We start from the raw sequence: 18998 nt of genomic DNA on the forward strand, positions 1-18998 counted from the left end.
CGTAACTCTATACGACCTAGGTGTAGGAAATGCGGAAGCGAAGATGTTATAGCTAAAATTGACGGCGAGTATTACTGCGCAAAGTGCGGGATGGACATAGTTTTAGAGCACTCGCGGAAAATTGTCGAGAGCTATGAAAGGAGGTATTTAGGTTAATCTCCGCCCTTGTGCCTACTGGCCTCGTGGCGCTTTTTGAGAAGCCTTTCCCTTTGCTTCTTCTTCCACTTGTAGTGGTGTGTGTATCTATACTTGACGGACTGGAGTCCTCTCCCTCTTCTACCCGCTGAGGTTTTACCTTTGAAGACCCTGGAAACATCTCTTTTCGCTAAAAAGATTTTAGGAAGCCTCGGTTCAGGTAGAGGGGCACCGCTCTCGAGAGCCTTCTTTAAATTAATCAGATACTCTCTCAAGGCCTTGATGTTTTCCTCATGAGTTGTCTTTCTGCGAGTGTCCACGTATATTCCGAGAAGCCGCGCCTCGCGCTCGGTCAAGTTCAGTGCTTTAATTTCACTGAGACTGAAGCCTCTACCTTCTCTGTAGGGTCTTGGGAGCACCCCCCCGTATCTTCGCAGAGGTACCGAGTTTACTTGAGCCTGCGATGGGAAAGGGGTTTGCGCCTCTCCTGCCATAGGAACCCGGGAGATCTCATTCAGGTTTGGAATAAAAACATTTCCACTCGAGTGTTCCTAGGTTCAGAGGTCACTGCATTGTGCGTAAGGAAAATGGGGGGCTAAAAATTTGTAAAGTTTATCGGTGACCTTATTGGAGTTCCATCAAGTGCTTACGCGCTTTATGTACAAGCAATCCTACGATTACCAAGCCTCCTACGAGGCTTATAGGCAAGGTTATCGGTATCACTGCCTTGGCGGAAGCGATGGAGTAATCTTCAACGGCTCTCCGAATGTAGTATACTAGCAGGAGTGAAGCCACAGAAACCAAGAGGAAGGCTAATGCTGCATAGGTGTGCAGGCCGATGGGTCCTGAAAAGAAGATGTAGACTGGGGGTAGCAGAGTGATGACTGTGTTGATAAGTAAAGCGCGTGTGAGGAGGCTTGAAGCCCTCTTGACAGCATCTTCCCGTTTAATAAACATCTAGACCGCCGTCGCTTACACTTCATCCGGCTTAAAAACGATTACTGCATGGTCCCAAAAGCAATATATAAAGAGTTCATTAAGATTTACTCTGATGTCGTCACATCCCGAAGTTACACTTAGAGTTGCCGAGGCACGACCGCGAGACGTAGGAAGAGGCATTGTAAGGATCGACAGAAGCGCTATGAGCAAGCTTGGTGTGGATCCAGGCGACGTTGTCGAGATTGAAGGGAAAAAGGTTACAGTTGCGATAGTGTGGCCTCAAGCGCTGGAAGATGAGGGTGCTGGGATAATCCGGATGGACGGCCTCATAAGGCGTAATGCGGGAGTGGCTATAGGTGACCAGGTTAAGGTTCGAAAAGCTAGGGTGGCCCCTGCGAAAAGGGTCGTGCTCGCACCTACTTTCAAAATGGGCTTTGAAATAGTGCCGGAGCTTGTGGAGTATGTGAAAAGCAAGCTTCTAGGACGTCCACTCATTCGCGGAGACGTAGTTGAAATACCTACGTTTAGCACGGCCCTGCAGTTCACCGTTGTCTCAACTTTCCCTGCGCAGGCAGTGCAGGTCACGGATGAAACAGAGGTCAGCATCAGAAGCGAGCCTGTTAGCGGGGAGCTTGCGATACCGAGGATAACCTACGAGGACATTGGTGATCTGGAGGAGGCTAAACAAAAGATCAGAGAGATGGTCGAGCTCCCGTTGCGTCACCCTGAGCTGTTCAAGCACTTGGGCATTGACCCGCCTAAGGGGGTGCTCTTCTATGGTCCTCCTGGAACTGGCAAGACCCTGCTCGCGAAAGCCGTTGCTAACGAGACCGGCGCCTACTTCATCTCCATCAATGGCCCCGAGATTATGAGCAAGTTCTACGGTGAGAGCGAGCAGAGGCTTAGGGAGATCTTCGAGGAGGCATCTAGAAACGCTCCGGCTATAATCTTCATCGACGAGATCGACGCCATCGCCCCGAAAAGGGAGGAAGTGACAGGCGAGGTCGAGAAAAGAGTTGTAGCACAGCTCCTAGCACTCATGGACGGGCTGAAGGAGAGAGGACAGGTCATCGTCATAGCAGCCACAAATCGGCCAGACGACATAGACCCCGCTCTCAGGCGCCCGGGAAGGTTTGATAGGGAAATAGCGTTCCCAGTTCCGGATAAGCGGGCTAGGAGGGAGATTCTCCAAGTGCATACGAGAAACATGCCACTCTCAGACGACGTGAACCTCGACGAGCTGGCCGAAATTACGCACGGCTTTACTGGGGCGGATCTCGCCGCTCTCTGCCGCGAGGCCGCAATGCGCGCCCTCAGGAGAGTGTTACCGAAAATAAACATCGAGAGTGAGAAGATTCCAGCCGAAATTCTCAGCGAACTGAAGGTAACCAAGCAAGATTTCATGGATGCCCTTAAGGAGGTCCAGCCAAGCGCTCTGAGAGAAGTGTACATTGAAGTACCTGAGGTTCACTGGGATGACATCGGCGGTCTTGAGGATGTTAAGCAGCAGCTGCGGGAGGCCGTGGAGTGGCCACTGAAGCACCCCGAGTACTTCAGAGAGATGGGCATTGACCCGCCTAAGGGTATACTGCTCTACGGCCCACCTGGCACTGGCAAGACCCTGCTGGCGAAGGCCGTGGCAACCGAGAGCGAGGCAAACTTCATTGGCGTGAAAGGGCCGGAGGTACTTAGTAAGTGGGTTGGGGAAAGCGAGAGAGCAATCAGAGAGATCTTCAGAAAAGCCAGGCAAGCAGCGCCCTGCGTGGTGTTCTTTGATGAGATAGACTCTATAGTCCCGAGAAGGGGCCAGAGATACGATTCCGGCGTCACGGATAGAATTGTGAACCAGCTTCTCACGGAGATGGATGGTCTTGAGCGTCTTGAGGGTGTTGTGGTGATTGCGGCTACTAACAGGCCTGACATCATTGACCCTGCTCTGCTCAGGCCTGGGAGGTTTGACAGGCTGATCTACGTCCCGCCGCCCGACGAGAAGGCTAGGCTCGAGATCTTCAAAGTGCACACGAGGAGAATGCCCCTAGCCGAGGACGTAGACCTCGCAGAGCTCGCAAAGAGGACAGAAGGCTACACGGGAGCAGACATCGCCGCTGTTTGTAGGGAGGCTGCTATTACTGCGCTCCGCGAGGCTGGGAAGCCCACAAAGGTGACGATGAACCACTTTTTAAGGGCTCTTGAGACCGTTAAGCCCAGCGTTACCAGAGAAGACCTCGAGAGATACAAGAGGATAGCGGAGGAGTTTAGGAGAATGCTGAGCTAGAATATTCAGCCGAGAGTTCTCAATTCATCTATCGTATTTGGTACTCCTCATCATCAGTAAAATAGGACCCGAAAAGCTCTAAAAACGTAGTGGCTGATGAGCCTGGTGCGGCACCACGAGACTTCAGCCTCAATCTCTAGTCTTTTCGCGATTCGCGAGAAGCTTGATAGGGCCTTAGTAGATCATGAAGGAAAACTGGGAGGTTTATAAAGTACGGTGCCGTACTAATGAGAGACGAGACATGGGACAGACTTTTAAGTAGTTTTGCTGTTCATGATCCTGCGAGGCAATTGTGGCTAAAGCTTACTACTTCGCCGGTCTGCCACTTAGAGCACGTAGGGGCCTAAGTAGCGATGATGTTGTACTCTACAAGTTGCTGGAGTCAAATGCCGAAAAACTAGATGATATCGCTATCTTTTTCCTTCCAACAGTATCAGATATCAGAGTTGAAGAGGACTGGAGAGCTAGGATTTGGGTGCATCAGTTTAATTCTTGGAACGACTATATGATAATGACGAGGCCCTTTTCTTTCTCGTTGGAAGAAGCTGAAAGGTTAGCTCAAACCTTAAAGTTGCGCAGTGACGCTAAGGTTGTAGCATCGTTTGCCTCCTCGCGCCTCTCATCACTCAGGGCGCTTGCTGAGCGCTTTGCCGATAAGGTTGACGGCTTTGAAATAGACCTCGGACTGACGTACCTCTTATCTGGAGGTCGCAGGGGATTTGAATCGTATGTTATCGATATGTTGGAGGAGTTCGTCTCGGAGTCGGCACGACCTGTCATTGTCAAACTGAGCCCAGCTGCCCCTCCTACGCAGGAATTTTTGCGACATCTGAAGACAATAGGTGTCGGGGCCGTGATTTTCTCCCCGCATGTGGTTTACTCGTTAGGGAATGAGTTTTTTAGAGTGCACTCGACCTACCTCTCGAAGGTTTATGCACTTATATGGGCGAAGCTCGCCACTACCAGCGATGTCCCCTCTGCCTACATAAGCGACATCCCAGAACATCTACTGGGGGACTTTGCGGTTGAAAGATCCTTTGACATTATCCTGTACGATACCGCATTACTGCATCGCGTCGCGAGTTTTCCGCAGGTAAAAAGGCTCGGCGACGAGTTTCTAGTTAGATGGAGCAGTATACATGAGAGAATGAGACCAGCCTTCAACCTGCGAGAGGAACAACAATGCGTTGACGTCTGTCCATTTAGAGCATTTACCCGTGAGGGTGAAGCAACGGGCATCATGGGAGACTTTCTCGTGGCATCGGAAAAATGTGACAGGTGTGGTTTATGCCTCTCCTGCTGTAAAAGCGCGAGGCTTGTAGCTGTTATTACTCCGGAGGAGTAGACGTTACGTCGCTTAAAGTCAGGTAGAAGTATCTCATCGCGTCGTCCAGGCTATTCACGCCAAGGAACGCCTTAGAGAATATTCTCGCTACCTCTTTTAGCTCAGAGGTCGCTTGGGGCATTGTTATCTTGAGATCTTCTAGAGTGGCGTGCCAACTCTTAGCCTGCAAGACCTTTGATACTAAGCAGAGCTTCTGCAAACGAGTAAGCTCCGGGGGATCAATGCACTTGAAGTAATGTTTAGCCAGCCTGTTCATCACGTCCATGCAGTTCTCGATAGTCATGTCGCTCCACGCGTACATGAGGAATCTTGCCTTCTTCAGAATCGTTAGGTCGAGTTTCGCCTGGAAGCGGGGAGTGGCTTCAAGGAGTAGGAGGGCCGTCTCGGGCTCAAGGTCGTAGTAGGGGGAGGGGAGAGAGTCGAGGAGCTTTTCTTTAAATTCGCGGGCTATGACCTCTACAACCTTCCGGGCTCTCTCGCTTAAGGGTTTAATTACGATGACTGTATACTCGCCGCTCACGGGGTTTTTCTCTGGGCTCAGGTGCACCGGTGTGTAACCGTTCTTAACCCAGAATCTCAGTAGCTCCTCCGTAACACCGAATCCGGCGCCTACCCAGTCGTAGCCTTTGGTTAAGGCCTCCTTTTCTAGTTCAGCTAGGGCGAAGCTGCCGAGTCCTTTGTTCATAACCTGCGGGTGCGTGGCTATCCGGACGATTCTAACTCCTTTCAAATCTCCGAAGTCGAGGAGCTTGTAGTGTTTAATAATCCTATCAGGTATTATGTTACCCATAAGCCAGGCCCCTTTTGCGGACTCCCGCGACAGCTCAGGCCCTAGGGAACCCTCCACGGCGAGCTCCAGCGAGGTAACGACCTTCCCAGTTGACGTTTTGACCATCCGGATAAAGTGGTGAGGCGCTTCCATCATTATTCCAAGATCATTGGGGTTGTTACGGTAGTGAGCCATAACGTAGATTCCGAAGAACTCGCGAAGCTCTTTCTCGTTTTTCAAGAACAGCTCCGCCTCGTCGGGAGTGTGGTACGTGATTTCTCTGTTTTCGATGGCCCGCAGGTCTTCCTCGGTGAGGGTGGCTGGCTCTGCGTCCAGTAACAGGGTATCAAACGCCCAAGCCTCGATGGGGTCTTGAGGCGCGTAGCGTATCGGTTCCTCCATTTCGTACTCAAGAACTTCAACATCCTCACGCGACCTCAACCGCCTCAGAAACCTTATTGAAAAGCCTCGGCCAGACCCCTCGTACCCATGAATAGTGGAGGAGAACACCAACTTATCGTATCTATCCAGTAACTTGAAAAGTAGCGGGACAGGTATTGCGGCGGCCTCATCGACCACCAAGATATCAGCCTTGGTTTTCATGGCGTCAATTGGTGTCATGTATACAACCTCGATGCCCTTTGACTCTATTCTGACAGTATAGTCATCAACGAAGTGAACGTTAATCGGGTGTTTGTACATTTCGAGCACTCTTCGAGCGAAGCGGAAAACTTCCTGAATGTTTGTCTCGCTAGGCGCCGTCAAAACCGCACGGCATCTCCCCTTGGCTCTGCGTAACCTGTGAACGAGCCATCCTAAACCAATTCCAACAGCCGAAGATTTTCCTCTTCCACGGTCTGCGGTCAGCACGATAACCTTTTTCTTCTCGGACTTTTTGTAGAGTTCTTCAAACCTCTTAAGTACCTCGACCTGATCCTGCGTTAAAGCGAGCTTGTAAACCTTTACTGGTATCCTCGATTTTTCAGGGTAAGTTATTGCTCTCTGAGCATATGGCGATGTCTGTAGCCTAGCGAACTTCTTCACAAAGTACCTGGCGTCGGCATCGTAGATCGCTATCCCGCTGTGCGCGTAGAGCTTGTTTAGGAATCTTCTCATGAAAAATCTTTTCAAATCATTAGCCGTATAGCCTGGGACAATTAAGTTACTTTGGAACCTCGTGACTAGCTCCATTAACTTACTAGGCGAGGGCAGAAGCAGAATGTACAAGCCCCCTCCTTCAACAACGCCCATTAGCCTGCCAAGGTCGTTCGGCTCTAGGTTATTTATGAGGTCTGCGATGCATGAGCTGTAAGTCTTGCCGAGTATGACATCAAGGTTCTGGTATGAAACGTAATCAATGTCAAGGTCCTTCGGTGCCCCCCTGGCAAAGAGGTCTCGCCTCATGGAGCCGTCGGAGTAAAAGGAATGATATGTGTAAAGGACTTCGCCTTCTCTAACGAGGTCTCGAATCTCGTAGAGAAAATCTAAGGCAGCAGTGATGAGCCTCGAGTCGTCATCACTGTATATCACTAACAAGCGCCTGTGATTAGCCTTTTTAGCAATAATCAGCTCTTCTCGCACTTCGTCCAAGTGCTCTTGTGGGATCAGCGGCATAACTAAGCCCCTATTGCTCCACTATAGGTCGTAACTTAAATACCACGCACTACCTTGACTCGCTTAGCACAACCGACCCTCTGAGGCTTCCAGTCTGAGACTCTTTTCTAGGAGTAGTCATGGGCGTCCACAACGAGTTCACCGTCACGCAAGACGGCTTATGGTATCTCAACATTTTTCGCACAGTCTGTGCCCGGTAAGCAACTTTATGACAGTCACAAGTACAATTTTCATGTCACCGAGGACATTCCTTTCAAACCTGGCTGTAGTTAGCCTCCTTATCGCCTTAGCGGTGTGTCCCTACGTAATCTGCAGTAAACCGCAAAGTTTCCGATAGCACGCGGAAGAAATCGAGGGATAAGGCCAAAATAGCATCGCTCACAAGAGGAGGATGAGGGCTAGAACCCCTGTTCGACAGGATTACTCGGTTTTATGAACTCGCGGAGGAGTGTTGTAGCGTACATTCCTTTCTTTAGCGTGAAGGAGAACGTTGCGTAATCCTGGCCAACCTCTACACGCAAGTTCAGTGGCGATAGACTAGCTGGACGATATGTTCCTGCTGACGAAGCCTCTGGGATGCTCTTTATATAAAAGCTGCCAATGTCTAGACCCTCCTCTTTCAAGACCTCTCTTTCAACTTCCCCTTGTACTCCCTGCGACAAGTGAGTGTTGTAGCCGAAGACGGGAAGTAATAGGGTCGCTTTACCTTCAAGGATGAGTTTGTTGACTTTTTCGATGTTTGTGTCATTGGCGACGAGGACAGGCGTGTGACCGGAGCCTGGAGAACCCAGCGTTATTCCTACGTAGTCGCCCGGCGATGCGTAAACCCATGAAAGCCCATGCTCAATTCTCCTGCTAAGTACCTTGTTGAAGAGGTAGGCTTGATAGGCGCCCACGAACAGTTTTCTCACATAGCCAGATATTTTACGGATAGCCCCCACGTAGTCTCCTGGTCTTCGTGCTAGATGCGCTATCACGGCGCGCTCGCTCCTCATGCTCTTAGGGAATATTTCGAGTGTCCCTTTATAGTCGCCAGTTGATGCGAGGTACTCTCTAGCCATCTTCGCTTTAGTGGACTCGTAGGGGAAGATTCTCAGTAACAACTCTTCTACGGCTTCTTTGAACCTTCCTTGAATAATGTGCCGTCCAACTATGTGCGTTATGGGACGTATACTTCCGAACCTCTGGTACCCAAAGTAGTTGGGTACACCCCCTACCTCTGTAAGCTTGTTCAGCATGGCCTCCAAGCTATCCGTCTTGCAACCTCTAACCTTCACGATGAAATGGTTCCCGAAAAGAAGCCCGGGCCTCAAGTGGAACGGTCTCTTGACAGGGCAGTGGATCTTCACGCGTTGGCTCGAACTGTTGAAAGCTATTATAGCGTCGAGCGGTATATCTCCTTTAATGGATACGAATTGGAAGGTCACAGCGTTAGTATCTTTCAGGCCAGCAATTCCTACGTCTGACTTTTTAACCCCGAAGTACTTACGGACCTTGTTTAAAGCCGTTATAGAGTCAACACCCCTTTTTTCAACAACGACCCACGTGTACTCTCCTGCGCCTTGCGGTATCTCTGAGCAGTTTGAAGACGCTTTTACGCCCTCAACGCTTATCTCGTAAACCACGAAGTCCTCGATTGCTTGTCTAATAGACCCTCCAATGCCGTCTCCATCCAAGCCATAATACCTCATCTCTAAGAGAATATCGAGCTCAACATTGGATTCAACTACCATACTTGTTCGAATGTAAAGCACGCTGGGTTATGTTTTTCTGCGCATATATAGGGTCCTCAAAGGTCTACCAAACCGGTTGTCGGGAACTTCATGGTCCACTCCAAAGTATAAGAGTGCAAGACAGCAAAACCTCCTAGCTAGGGCTGATACGAACGCTGTGCTCTTAATGGGCTTTGACTAAGTATGTAAACGAAATGGCATGAACTCTAAGTAATTACCTTAAGGTTTTACTTAAACGTCCCCTTTGTCACGTTGGCCTGGTTAGTAAGTCTAGAATTAAGTATGTTACGGGAAGCTATGAGGAGTAAGCTTTTTCAACCATGTTGCGGGTCTCTACGTAATGATGAACTCCGTCAAAATACATGTCGTGGAGATGCTTCTGCCCGAAAAGTCTAACATTATAATCGGTCAGACTCATTTCATCAAGAGTGTAGAAGACATAGCTGAGGCGGTTGTTACAAGCGTTCCTAACGTAAAGTTCGGGCTTGCCTTCAACGAGGCCAGTGGAGATAGGCTCGTGAGGTGGGATGGCAATGACAAGGAGCTCATCGACGCAGCTATAGAAAACGCGCGGCGCATAGGTGCTGGCCACATTTTCGTCTTGCTGATAAGAGACGCATGGCCTATAAATGTACTTAACCAGCTGAAGATGGTGCAGGAAGTCGCCTCGATATTCTGCGCTACAGCAAACCCTGTTCAAGTCATAATAGCAGAGACCAGTCAAGGTAGAGGCATCTTAGGCGTCGTTGATGGTTACAACGTCATAGGAGTCGAGAGCGAGGAGGAGAAGCGCAAGCGTGTTGAGCTCCTCAGGAAAATAGGGTATAAGCGTGCGTGAGCACAGAGCCTGTGTGAGAGCACTTGGCGGAAGAACTGAAACAGGTTATTGTTATTAGACGAGACTTAGAGATGGGAAAGGGTAAGCTTGTTGCACAGGGGGCGCATGCCTCACTCAGTGCGTTTCTAGAGGCCGAGAAGTCGCGCCCAGAGTGGGCGCGTATTTGGTTAGCAACAGGGCAGAAGAAAATAGTCGTTCGAGTTGATAGCTTGGAAGAGCTTCTGCAGGTGTACAGTGAGGCGAAGAAATCAGGCCTCCCGGTGGCGCTCATAACAGACATGGGTCTTACGCAGTTAGAGCCCGGAACTATTACAGCCGTTGCCATTGGGCCAGCTCCATCCTATCTTATTGACCCGATAACTAGGCGGCTCAAGCTTCTTTAGGCATGTCTTACCGAGGAGACCACGAGATGCCGGAATACGATTACAGGCAAAAATGTAACTAATGTAACCTTCTTGCTAGTCCGAGGCTCGCCCCTTAGGGGCGAGCTTAGATAACCTGCCTTAATTGGAGCAGTCACTGTGCTAAGCAACCTACAAGGGAAAGCTAAAAATAGCATTTCTAGCCATAATACTGGTATCGAGTGATTAAGATGGCGGATGACACGCAAAACTGCATGTTAGAGGGATGCACACGTCAAGCAGAAATAATTCTTGAGGTTGGAGGACAGGCTATCTATCTTTGCAGACCCCACTTCACACAGCTTGTAGCGAGGATGACCAAGGCGGCCGTGCGTAGAGGGTCAATATCTGCCAAAAGTATAAGAGTGGAGAAGGTTGGTGACGGTAAAGTAAAGTTGTCTATCAAAAGAGTCAGAAAAGTAGATGTCGGTGAAAAAGGGTAAGTTTCCTCGGACTATTACTTTGGTGCTGACCTTATAACGGCTTTCAGAAACTGCTTCATGAGAAGTAATGGGATCAAAATTATATTAAACTCAGTTGCTCATCTAGAAGCTGTTTAAGCTCATCGAACACATCCTTAGAACTTATTATTCCACGTTTAAAACTACTCTCCAGATCCTTCAACTTACTTTCGATGTCCTCCTTTGAGATGTCTGGAGGGAGACCTATTCTTCGCATGTGAAGTATAGCCTTGTACACGTTTCTCTCAAAGGTCAGCCATGTTGTTTCCAGTTCATGTATCATATTGACCGATTCCTCGGAAAGTGCGTTGATCTTCCTCTGAGCCTTTTCCTCGTCGATAATCCCTAGATCTGCTTTCACCCTCAGCTCCTCAATCTCCTTCAAGTTAGAGCCTATTCGGGCTTTCAACACGGCTATTTTCTCAGACAGGAGGGGTCTACGTCTCTCCCACTCGAGCAGGCATCTCTTCACAGTCTCGGTGTACTCGCTCCAAGCCCTGTCAGCATCCTCGAAAAATTGCTCCAGATTCTCGTAGCTGAACGAACTCACTGCTCCTCCACCTCTTCACGTATTTTCTCGAGCCTTTTTAGCTTAGCCTCGAGCTCCGTTTTAACGCTCTTGTAAGCCTCTTCACTTATGCTACCCTCCCTATACTTCTGCTCGAGCTTGCTCAAAGCCAACCTGAGCTTGGCTATCTCGGGTTTAACCTCCGCGGCCTTCACGCGCTTGTAATGAGGTATAACTAACCTGTCAAGCTCGTCGAGCTTTTTGCGAATCTCTTCCTTTTCAGCAGTTTTCTCGTCGATTTTCTTGTCGAGCTCAGACTTAAGCTCCTCGAACTGGCTGTCATCTAAGACACCCAGCTTGTGCTTGAGTTCAATGCGCTCCAGCTCGGATATGTACGCTTCGAGAGAGCTATCGATCTCCAAAAGCTCTTTTTCGAGAGTATCCCGTAGCTCTTCCCAGCTCTCAATGACTTCGCGTGCCGCCTTCTCATACTCTTCCCAGGCTCTAGATAGCTCGGAAGCACGGTTAATCAGGCTTTCCAGCCTGCTTGAAAGCTCCTCGTAGCGCGGCACCCCAGCTAAGGGCTCGGCCGATACCAAAAGCTGTTGCGGTGGTGCTGTAACCTGCTCGCTAACGCTGGGAGCAGGCTTTACCTCCTCTCTCTCAGCTTTCTCTCTCTTAGTCCATTGCACATAGTAGGGGCAGTCCCAGTACTCCATCAAGCATGGCATGAAGGCTGGATCTACCTCAGCGCCGCCCGCGTACTTACAGTAGAATTTTCCCCTTGCGTCTTTGTAAAGACCTGGACACACTCCACTCGAAGCCATTCAAACTCGAATTTACACGCAATAAGGGGCGATATATTAGTATTGAATAACTCGCCCGTCATCTCAAGGTATTTTTACTGTATGGCTTCGCCAAAACTCCGAGCCGCAAGCTTGAGTTATCGCAAAACATTAGGTAACCTACAATAACCCCAGTATAGTCAAGTGATCTGCGATGAGCGGAGAGGGAAACACGTGTAGGTACTTTCGGCAAACCGCACGGGGATTTCGCTGCGTTTTTATTGGTGTGGCTGAGTGGAGAGCCTTGGGCGAGAAGTACCTGAGCTACTGTAAGTCCGGGGGGTCGGGTTGCCCTGTACTAGCCTCGGTAAGTAAGAAGCTGGCACTAGGAAATAACTTTAAAAAGGGTGCGTCCAGTGCCTTGTTTAAGGAAGATTGACTACGTTTTCGCCCTTGGTGTGCTTTTGCTGGTAACTGGTCTAGTTGCGAGGCTTTACACGTGGCTGGGACCGAGATTGGACGCGCCCTCACTGCTCCTGATCTTCCCGATCATCTACATTCTTCACGCCGTGGCTGAGAGGCGCGGCATAGACGGTGGCGTTGCTCTGCTGGCCCCTTCCTTGGTTGCAGTGCTGGCATCTCCATACGTGCTCCTCTCAGCTAAAATGCTCGAGGAAGACATCAGGAGTGGTCAGATCGCGTCCCCGTTCCTAAACGATTTCATGGCTAGGGGTGAAGGTTTAACAGTTCCTTACGTTTTGGCCTTCGCAGTCTTTTTAGCGGCTATGCTACTCGGAAGCATTCTGGTGAGAAACCTGCTAGGGAGTGTTCAGCTCGAGTCGCCTTCAAACCCGGTGTTCATGTTAAGCGAGAAGCCGGGTATTCAACGTTGGTCAGCGATAGGCGTACTCGCGGGGGTTTTGGTTGCTGCACTCATCCCCAGCGAGCCTCATATGTTCGTAATTGCACCACTGTGTGTCTTAATCATGCTTAGTTCAACATTCATTCAAGCCTCTTTGATGTTCTATATTTCCCTTGAGTATTTCCTCGGTGTTCCTTTTGGGATGGTTGGAGCCCTTACGGCTTTATTTCTCTACTCGTTGGCTGTGAATACGGGAAAAAAGGAGGGCGAGGCGAGCGCAACTCTACTGATGACTTCATCCTTTCTCTTAATAATGACGCTGGCATTCTTCATAGTGTTCGGAACGGGCTTCCCGCTCTACATAGCCTTTTTCCTGTTAAACGTTCTTTTAGTCTCTGCTTTTGTAGTGCAGGTGGAAGGAAGAAGCTTTATTTTAAGTCCTTTTATAGCATCCTATGTAGTTCTACTCGTCTCGTATTCTCTCCCAGAGCAACTTAGGCTGTTAAGCCTACCTGTTGCCCCCTTCATTATCGCTGCCATTCCCGGGGTCCTCGCGAGCCTTTACTTAAACTTGATCAAGCCTCGATATGAAAGCGACGAGTGCACATTTACCCCGGTAGCCGCCGTAGCTCTACTCTCGCAGCCTCTCGCTTTCGCACTTCTCCAGGCTGAAGCTAGCTCAATACAGCTCCCTCAGCAGCCCGTTCAGAGTACTCAGGCAAGTTTATTGTTACCAATTCTCGCGCTCCTCGTAACGCTGTTGCAACGGCGTTTTTCAAAGTCCTTGTTCAACAGAGGCTCCTGGTTGTTTATCCCGGCATCGTTCACTGTATTGCACCCTGCTGGTCTAGCTTTGGCCTCAGCATTATACCAGCTGCTGAGCATTGATGGTGTGGTTTTGATGGTGATCTTCTCCGCGGTTGCCTTAGCTCTGAATATCACAGCTTTTCTCAAGGGTGTGTCGCTGCAGGGGTTTAAAATAATGTTCACTATAGGTATGGGCATTGGCCTAGCTATCCGCGTTATCTTCTAGCCACCGACAATCTGAACGATATCGCCGTCCTCTAGTACAAACTCTTTCCCCACGCGTCTAGGGCTAAATGAGAATCTGTTGCTCCAAACCAATGCGTATTTGAAATTCTCTTGGAGCTGTGAGTGTATGAGTCTAGCGAGCTCTATAACCCTTGTTCCTCTTTTTGTAACCACGGGCCTTTCCTCAACTTCGCCGGACTTAGGGTTTCGCGTATAAATCCTGATTAAGTCAAGCTCCCTGAAAAAATACTCAGCGACTTTGCCGAAGTCGAAATCATCACATGAGGTAAAACTTAGCACGGGTACGGATAGGGATTGAAGGTAATGCTCTACCTTTTTATCGAGGCTTGGGGACTTCGTAACAACAATAACACATGGTTTGTAAGAAATCTCTCCGAATACGCTCTCCTCAATGTCATCGAGTGTAGCTTTGCCTTGGATCTTCACCACCGCGTGGTATATACCGTAGTCCCTCAGAAGCGCCACAACATCCTGGAGAGTGGCACCCTTTAGCTCGCCTACGACGACGATTCCACCGGTCGCCTTTCTCTCGATCTCCACCTTGGTTTCGGGCCTCCTCACGGCAATGCGAGCCTCCTCTAACGCGCTGAGAAGCGTCGAGGCCTGGTACTCCACATCGCCCAGAGCATCGACCACGAGCATGAGGGCGTCAGCGTTTCTCGCCAGCGCCAACAGCTTGGCCTGAGCTGACACATCTCCGAGGAATGGCGGCGTATCGACGATCTGGAAGTAGACTCCCTCCCAAACTCTCATTCCAGGGACGGGTTTCCGGGCCTCTGTGGCCTCTAAACCCGTTAAGCACCGAAAAAGCGTAGTTTTGCCAGAAGCAGGAAGTCCGAGCAAAACGACCTGTATGTCCCCCTCCTTCTCCACAAAGAACTGCTCCCCGCCTCCAGTCTTTCTCCTTTTTTTAGCCTCGATCTCCCGCCTTAAAGCGGCTATTTGCCGCGTCACCTGCATCCTAAGCTTCTCGGTGCCTTTGTGTTTCGGCACTGCTGATAGGAACTCCTGTAGCGCTTGGAGCTTCTCCTCGGGTGTTCTGGCCTCGACTGCTTTCTTCCACTTACTCTTGGCCTCAGCGGGGAGGTTTGTCGGCATTCCAGAACTTAGTGAGGGATCTTTGACTTTAAAAGTTGACTTCGACAAGAGCTCAGAGTCTTCACTCTCCGTTGCTCTTAATAACGACAATCCCGTTGCTCTTCTCGAGCCTCAGGCGAACTTTTCCAACGGAACACGCCACTTCGCCTGAGAATGGTCCGCGTACGGCTGTCGCGTTTATCCGTATCAAGCACATGCTTGAAACTGGAACTCTAGAAACGATCGTGCCGTTCGCTATGCAGCCATCAAGGTAGTAGTCACTGTTCACGACAGTTCCATTCGGTGAGTCTAGTAGGAAACATATATCGCGGATGAGAGCAGTGTTAGGGGATTGCCGAAAGCCATAGAAGTAGTAGAGATTAAGCCAATACGCAAAGACCAAACCCGAAACCAACAGGTGGAGTAGAGCTAGGACTGCTTCATCCACCTGGGATCACCAGCTTTAGCCCCCACTTGTCGGCCACTACGCACGGCCCAAGTCCCCTCACTGCTAAATCGCCGTTGACATAGTCGTGCGGGCACAGAGGTTGGAGTGTAATGCTTATTCGTATCGTGTAGTTGTACACGGGCAACTTGAAATACTGGTAAGCGCTCACGGCGTATATTCTGAGTATGCGGCCCGTGAGCTCGTCTACGCGGAGCCCTACGAGCTTGTAGGTGTAGTTCAATGCGAAAGTATCCTCGCCGAGGCTGGTGCTCACCCTGGCAACGCACAGCAGAGTCCCTCGTTCGTAGTTAGAAGAGTTCTCGATAACTGAAACCGCGTACGATTTTACCCTAACGTGTTTTGCGAGGGTTTGAGCCCGCGCAAAGAGCATGGCAGCTTTATCCGGACTCTTGCAAGCCTCACGCGCGGTAATCAGGAGTAGTGCATGAACGTCTTCGCCCTCGTAAATGACCCGGTAAGTTTCCTCCTGATGTAAATTCAATATCAGCAAGCTCAGGACAGCTACGGCTATCAGAGCGGCACTACCACGCCTACGCACGGCTACCCCCTCCAGGAGAAGGAGTAGGTTCGGAGTTCCTCACCGCACCAAACAGCTACGAACCCGGTGGTGGCATCAGGAAGGGGGGCTGTAGCGTTAACTTCCCTAAGGTACTCGGTGACATCGCTACAGTTAGAGTGTAGCATAACGTATGCTGCTATTGCGGCGGCATTTCTCGCGTTTTTAACCTGCACAGAGAGCGGGTGCAGTATAAGTGTAGTAGCCTTACTCAGCGTAAGGAGGACAATGACCGCAACCACGGCGGCTTGCACCTCCCTCATGGCTCGACCACCACGATGCTCGAGTGGTTGCGGCACACGGTGATGATGTTGCCGCGCTGCGTTCCGTTGAGGGTTATGGGCTTCGACGAGTAAACCGTTGTGCACGCTCCGGGGGGTAGCAAGCCCTGAACGTGCACAACGTCGCTGTCTACTGAAGCATCTTGCGCAAATACCAGGACGCTAGCAAGTAATAGAACTTCGAAGATTGTTAGAAGAGCCTCCTCGACGCTTTTCAACACCTCTTCACCTCTATCAAAACCAGCTTTAAGACGATAGGCCCATCAAGCGAGAAGAAGGAGCCGCAGACCTCAATCCGTGGATTGTAAATGCGGACTTCCCTTGTCAACTTCGTCAAGCACAGCCTATCAGTCCAACCGCGCTCAGTTGCGTTAAATATAATCAGAGTGGCGTTTTCGGCGCGGAAAACCGAGTTGAATAAGAGCAGGCATTCATCATTCATCCTCCTGACGCTAATCCATGTAGTGTTCAAAGGGGTTGCTACGCAATCCGGGATCATGAGCTCAGGATCTTCAAAGGTCAATAGTTGAAGACCGTTGACGACAACACGGCACTGTGTGCTGTTTAAATAGATTCGTGAGTTGAAGTCGATGAAATCGGATTGCGTTAGCGTCACGAGGCTAAACGAGTTAAGGTGTGCAATGGGTCTTGCTGATCGAAGGTGCATGTAAATAGTGGCAAGGATAGAGACAGAAATGGTTACAAGTATCACGATTTTCAAAACATCGCTCATAATCGCTCCCACCACGGAAAAACGATCACTCGCTTCGTAGGAGCAGGAACGTAGACCACCTCCAGAAAGTGCCCGCTTGTGTCGGGATAGGGTACTTCGGCTACATAGGGGTAAGGCACGCACACCTGCCACGCTGCCTGGTTGCTGGCGTTCACGAGTTTTATGCAGAGGTTCCCCATATTCGGTGTCTCATTTACCGCGATCAATTCTTGCCTAAGCGTAGTATTCACTCCTAGAACCCGAGGTTCTGAGGCTGTTAGAACAAGCCCACTGCCTCCGCTGCGGAAGCTCAGCTCAACTGCGACGGGTAGTAAGAGAAGTTTTAGCCTTTCTCCGGGAATCTCTAGACGCCCACCCCACGAGGGTGCAAGCTCAATTGACCTAGGAGTGGTCACGTCTTGAAGCTCCTCAAACCTTACCTCCAGCACGCCCGCGCTCGCTGTAGCGGAAGACAGTTCTTTTCCATCAAGTAGTGCTGTGATGTTGTAGTTTTCCCAGGAAGGATACGCGTTGAAATGTATCCTTACTGCGTCCCAGCCGTAATCGATCTCTGTGATTTCTATTCGGGGTGCTATGACCCTGTAGATGTAAATTGAGTTGTTTACTTTGAGGTAGATTGTTAAATTCGGAGTCTCCGGGGCGGTAAGCGAGAACAGGTAAAATGTCTGGTTACCGATTAGAACGATAGGCAAGGTAGCTGCTGGGAGCCTGCTGGCCTTCCTGGTTGTCCCGACTTTAGCGGTTTCCCCGAAGGCCGAAAGGACTTTTACCGTGGCGTTTAAGCCCTTAACCGAGTAGATACGCGTGGCGCTTGCATCCAGCAGGATTACCGTGGCGTTCGTCTCGACAGTATAGATCCCCGGCATTAGTGGGATGAAGTGCGTTGTATTGTGTGGGAGAAAGTCCATGCCAGGTAGAAGCGCCAGAGCCGCGTTGATGCTCCCGCTCGGTGAGTAGATAGCCGTTAGCCTCAAGCTTGAAATCAGGGAGCCGGACACTGTAGAAGAGTACACTTTGCCCGACGGTGTGTCCCAGTAGGCGAAGTAGAAGGTCTTTGTGGAGGAGTTGCTCAGCGTCACGGATGCGGTAACGTAGGCAGAGTATCCATAGCCGATCGTCAGCCTCAGTCTCTCATTGCTCAGCCGGGCGTTTCTCACCGTGAATGAGCCCGACCCGCTGTAAACGAAGCCCGAGTAGTAGAGGTTCCTGCAGGAGCCGCCCTGCGTGCAGGCGTCCAGCCAGACCCTGACGGCGCCTCCCCGATATGTTATGCTCCAGGAGCCAGAGACGTTGAACTTCCCTGTGTAGTAGTCGCTGGAGTAGTATACCGCTGAGTAGGCATCGGCGTACTTGTTGCTGACACTTATCGCTGTCCCGCTGGTGGTCAGCGTCAGCACGAGGGACTGAGGAACGGTTTCGCTGTAGCTTGTCCCCGAGCTGGCCGTAGCACTCTTGGACGCTTGTAAAGAAGTACCAGAGAACGTAAGAGTACCTAAAACAGGGCTACCAGAGACTTGCAGGCTACCGCTCACCGCCGCACCCTGAGGCAAAGTGAAGTTCACGATCATAGCCGCGACGGTCAAAGTGTAAGTTGTCGGCGGTGGACTGCCACCCGCACTGCTGTAAGTGAAGTGAATGTCGTTCTGGACAAGCTTCCCTGTGCCCCAGTAAAGCTCGAAGTGGAGGCTGAAAGATGACCTGCTTGAACCCACCCTGAAAAGGTAGTAGCCGCTGTCCAGTGTTCTTAAGCTCTTATCGTGCGCGTCGTAAACGCCTCCAAAGGACGCCATGAAAGGAAAGCTCTTGCTCACTGTAACCGGAGACGGGCTCAATATGTTCTTGCAAACCAAGTTGCCGCTCGAATCGTAGTAGCACTCGTCAAGCTTTACAGAGGAGGTCCCAGAATACGAGTGAGTGCCATGACCAGAACCGCTCGAAGGGGAAAACGATACTTGGACGTTGTTTATGAAGTACTCCCAGTTTATGCTCTGAAAGCTGGTCAGCTTCGAGCAAGACATGCTGCACGTCCAATCCTGCCTCGCCCCTACCCCCTTATCGTCGGTGAGCCAATCGCTCGAACAGGCAATTCCCCCATCAGGACCAGTTTGGCAAGAGCAGCCGGGGTTTCCCGAAAACCTGCCCGCCAAAAGAAGCGTAGTCAGTA

Annotated in this window: 19 protein-coding genes; 6 read left to right on the top strand and 13 right to left on the bottom strand. The window is 50.4% G+C overall.

Annotation, left to right across the window (positions count from 1 at the left end; genetic code table 11):
- Positions 1-152 precede the first annotated feature (152 nt).
- Together MOV14_RS06095 and MOV14_RS06100 are read right to left on the bottom strand one after the other, a co-directional pair.
- Positions 153-629 carry a ribosomal protein L13e gene (locus tag MOV14_RS06095; RefSeq protein WP_318536447.1) on the bottom strand — a complete coding sequence of 159 codons (477 nt, stop codon included), beginning with the start codon at positions 627-629 and terminating at the stop codon, positions 153-155.
- A gap of 130 nt (positions 630-759) precedes the next feature.
- On the bottom strand, positions 760-1092 hold the full coding sequence (locus MOV14_RS06100; RefSeq protein WP_318536448.1) for a hypothetical protein: 333 nt from the start codon (positions 1090-1092) through the stop codon (positions 760-762).
- A gap of 94 nt (positions 1093-1186) precedes the next feature.
- Between MOV14_RS06100 and MOV14_RS06105 the strand changes: the two genes are divergently transcribed.
- A complete protein-coding gene (locus MOV14_RS06105; RefSeq protein ID WP_318536449.1) occupies positions 1187-3349 on the top strand; it encodes a CDC48 family AAA ATPase in 2163 nt (720 codons plus the stop codon).
- A 292-nt stretch (positions 3350-3641) separates the two neighbouring features.
- Complete coding sequence (locus MOV14_RS06110; protein ID WP_318536450.1) at positions 3642-4694, top strand: hypothetical protein; 1053 nt, start codon at positions 3642-3644, stop codon at positions 4692-4694.
- On the opposite strand, the gene MOV14_RS06115 is transcribed toward MOV14_RS06110, so the two are convergent.
- Complete coding sequence (locus MOV14_RS06115; protein WP_326403619.1) at positions 4678-7077, bottom strand: tRNA(Met) cytidine acetyltransferase TmcA; 2400 nt, start codon at positions 7075-7077, stop codon at positions 4678-4680. The two genes, MOV14_RS06110 and MOV14_RS06115, sit on opposite strands and share 17 nt — an antisense overlap.
- A gap of 398 nt (positions 7078-7475) precedes the next feature.
- Positions 7476-8810, bottom strand: coding sequence for a tRNA pseudouridine(13) synthase TruD (gene truD, locus MOV14_RS06120; RefSeq protein ID WP_318536452.1), 1335 nt, complete (start codon positions 8808-8810; stop codon positions 7476-7478).
- A gap of 340 nt (positions 8811-9150) precedes the next feature.
- Between truD and MOV14_RS06125 the strand changes: the two genes are divergently transcribed.
- The 3 genes from MOV14_RS06125 to MOV14_RS06135 all read left to right on the top strand — a co-directional run bounded on the left by MOV14_RS06125 (position 9151) and on the right by MOV14_RS06135 (position 10492).
- Positions 9151-9648, top strand: a complete 498-nt coding sequence (locus tag MOV14_RS06125; protein ID WP_318536453.1) for an adenosine-specific kinase — start codon at positions 9151-9153, stop codon at positions 9646-9648.
- A 23-nt stretch (positions 9649-9671) separates the two neighbouring features.
- Positions 9672-10031: a peptidyl-tRNA hydrolase Pth2 gene (pth2, locus tag MOV14_RS06130; protein ID WP_318536454.1), complete on the top strand. Its 360-nt coding sequence runs from the start codon at positions 9672-9674 to the stop codon at positions 10029-10031.
- A 209-nt stretch (positions 10032-10240) separates the two neighbouring features.
- Positions 10241-10492: a hypothetical protein gene (locus MOV14_RS06135; RefSeq protein ID WP_318536455.1), complete on the top strand. Its 252-nt coding sequence runs from the start codon at positions 10241-10243 to the stop codon at positions 10490-10492.
- 79 nt (positions 10493-10571) lie between these two features.
- Here the strand turns inward: MOV14_RS06135 and MOV14_RS06140 are convergent, their stop codons facing one another.
- Both MOV14_RS06140 and MOV14_RS06145 read right to left on the bottom strand, forming a co-directional pair.
- Complete coding sequence (locus MOV14_RS06140; protein WP_318536456.1) at positions 10572-11060, bottom strand: hypothetical protein; 489 nt, start codon at positions 11058-11060, stop codon at positions 10572-10574.
- Positions 11057-11845: a hypothetical protein gene (locus MOV14_RS06145; RefSeq protein WP_318536457.1), complete on the bottom strand. Its 789-nt coding sequence runs from the start codon at positions 11843-11845 to the stop codon at positions 11057-11059. Before MOV14_RS06145 ends, MOV14_RS06140 begins: the two co-directional genes overlap by 4 nt.
- A gap of 374 nt (positions 11846-12219) precedes the next feature.
- Between MOV14_RS06145 and MOV14_RS06150 the strand changes: the two genes are divergently transcribed.
- On the top strand, positions 12220-13698 hold the full coding sequence (locus tag MOV14_RS06150) for a hypothetical protein (protein ID WP_318536458.1): 1479 nt from the start codon (positions 12220-12222) through the stop codon (positions 13696-13698).
- Here MOV14_RS06150 and MOV14_RS06155 read toward each other — a convergent pair.
- The 7 genes from MOV14_RS06155 to MOV14_RS06185 form a co-directional block, all read right to left on the bottom strand.
- Entirely contained in the window at positions 13695-14816 is a 1122-nt protein-coding gene (locus MOV14_RS06155; RefSeq protein WP_318536459.1) for a TGS domain-containing protein, read from the bottom strand. The genes MOV14_RS06150 and MOV14_RS06155 overlap by 4 nt on opposite strands.
- 61 nt (positions 14817-14877) lie before the next feature.
- Positions 14878-15084 (bottom strand): hypothetical protein, encoded by a 207-nt coding sequence (locus tag MOV14_RS06160; RefSeq protein WP_318536460.1) that lies wholly within the window; start codon positions 15082-15084, stop codon positions 14878-14880.
- Between the two features lie 151 nt (positions 15085-15235).
- The gene (locus MOV14_RS06165; protein ID WP_318536461.1) at positions 15236-15802 is read right to left on the bottom strand and encodes a hypothetical protein; all 567 of its coding nucleotides are present in this window, start codon (positions 15800-15802) and stop codon (positions 15236-15238) included.
- 2 nt (positions 15803-15804) lie between these two features.
- Positions 15805-16083 carry a hypothetical protein gene (locus tag MOV14_RS06170; protein ID WP_318536462.1) on the bottom strand — a complete coding sequence of 93 codons (279 nt, stop codon included), beginning with the start codon at positions 16081-16083 and terminating at the stop codon, positions 15805-15807.
- Positions 16080-16319, bottom strand: coding sequence for a hypothetical protein (locus MOV14_RS06175; RefSeq protein WP_318536463.1), 240 nt, complete (start codon positions 16317-16319; stop codon positions 16080-16082). The genes MOV14_RS06170 and MOV14_RS06175 overlap by 4 nt, the downstream gene beginning before the upstream one ends.
- On the bottom strand, positions 16316-16834 hold the full coding sequence (locus MOV14_RS06180) for a hypothetical protein (RefSeq protein WP_318536464.1): 519 nt from the start codon (positions 16832-16834) through the stop codon (positions 16316-16318). Before MOV14_RS06180 ends, MOV14_RS06175 begins: the two co-directional genes overlap by 4 nt.
- On the bottom strand, positions 16831-18852 hold the full coding sequence (locus MOV14_RS06185; RefSeq protein ID WP_318536465.1) for a hypothetical protein: 2022 nt from the start codon (positions 18850-18852) through the stop codon (positions 16831-16833). Before MOV14_RS06185 ends, MOV14_RS06180 begins: the two co-directional genes overlap by 4 nt.
- Between the last annotated feature and the right edge of the window lie 146 nt (positions 18853-18998).

The organism is Infirmifilum sp. NZ (genome assembly GCF_022693705.1).
Lineage (GTDB): Archaea > Thermoproteota > Thermoprotei > Thermofilales > Thermofilaceae > Thermofilum.

Coding starts and splice junctions, on each gene's coding strand:
- MOV14_RS06095 (WP_318536447.1), bottom strand. CDS start 629: ATGGCAGGAGAGGCGCAAACCCCTTTCCCATCGCAGGCTCAAGTAAAC.
- MOV14_RS06100 (WP_318536448.1), bottom strand. CDS start 1,092: ATGTTTATTAAACGGGAAGATGCTGTCAAGAGGGCTTCAAGCCTCCTC.
- MOV14_RS06105 (WP_318536449.1), top strand. CDS start 1,187: ATGTCGTCACATCCCGAAGTTACACTTAGAGTTGCCGAGGCACGACCG.
- MOV14_RS06115 (WP_326403619.1), bottom strand. CDS start 7,077: ATGCCGCTGATCCCACAAGAGCACTTGGACGAAGTGCGAGAAGAGCTG.
- truD (WP_318536452.1), bottom strand. CDS start 8,810: ATGGTAGTTGAATCCAATGTTGAGCTCGATATTCTCTTAGAGATGAGG.
- MOV14_RS06125 (WP_318536453.1), top strand. CDS start 9,151: ATGATGAACTCCGTCAAAATACATGTCGTGGAGATGCTTCTGCCCGAA.
- MOV14_RS06135 (WP_318536455.1), top strand. CDS start 10,241: ATGGCGGATGACACGCAAAACTGCATGTTAGAGGGATGCACACGTCAA.
- MOV14_RS06145 (WP_318536457.1), bottom strand. CDS start 11,845: ATGGCTTCGAGTGGAGTGTGTCCAGGTCTTTACAAAGACGCAAGGGGA.
- MOV14_RS06155 (WP_318536459.1), bottom strand. CDS start 14,816: ATGCCGACAAACCTCCCCGCTGAGGCCAAGAGTAAGTGGAAGAAAGCA.
- MOV14_RS06170 (WP_318536462.1), bottom strand. CDS start 16,083: ATGAGGGAGGTGCAAGCCGCCGTGGTTGCGGTCATTGTCCTCCTTACG.
- MOV14_RS06180 (WP_318536464.1), bottom strand. CDS start 16,834: ATGAGCGATGTTTTGAAAATCGTGATACTTGTAACCATTTCTGTCTCT.
- MOV14_RS06185 (WP_318536465.1), bottom strand. CDS start 18,852: ATGTCTTGCTCGAAGCTGACCAGCTTTCAGAGCATAAACTGGGAGTAC.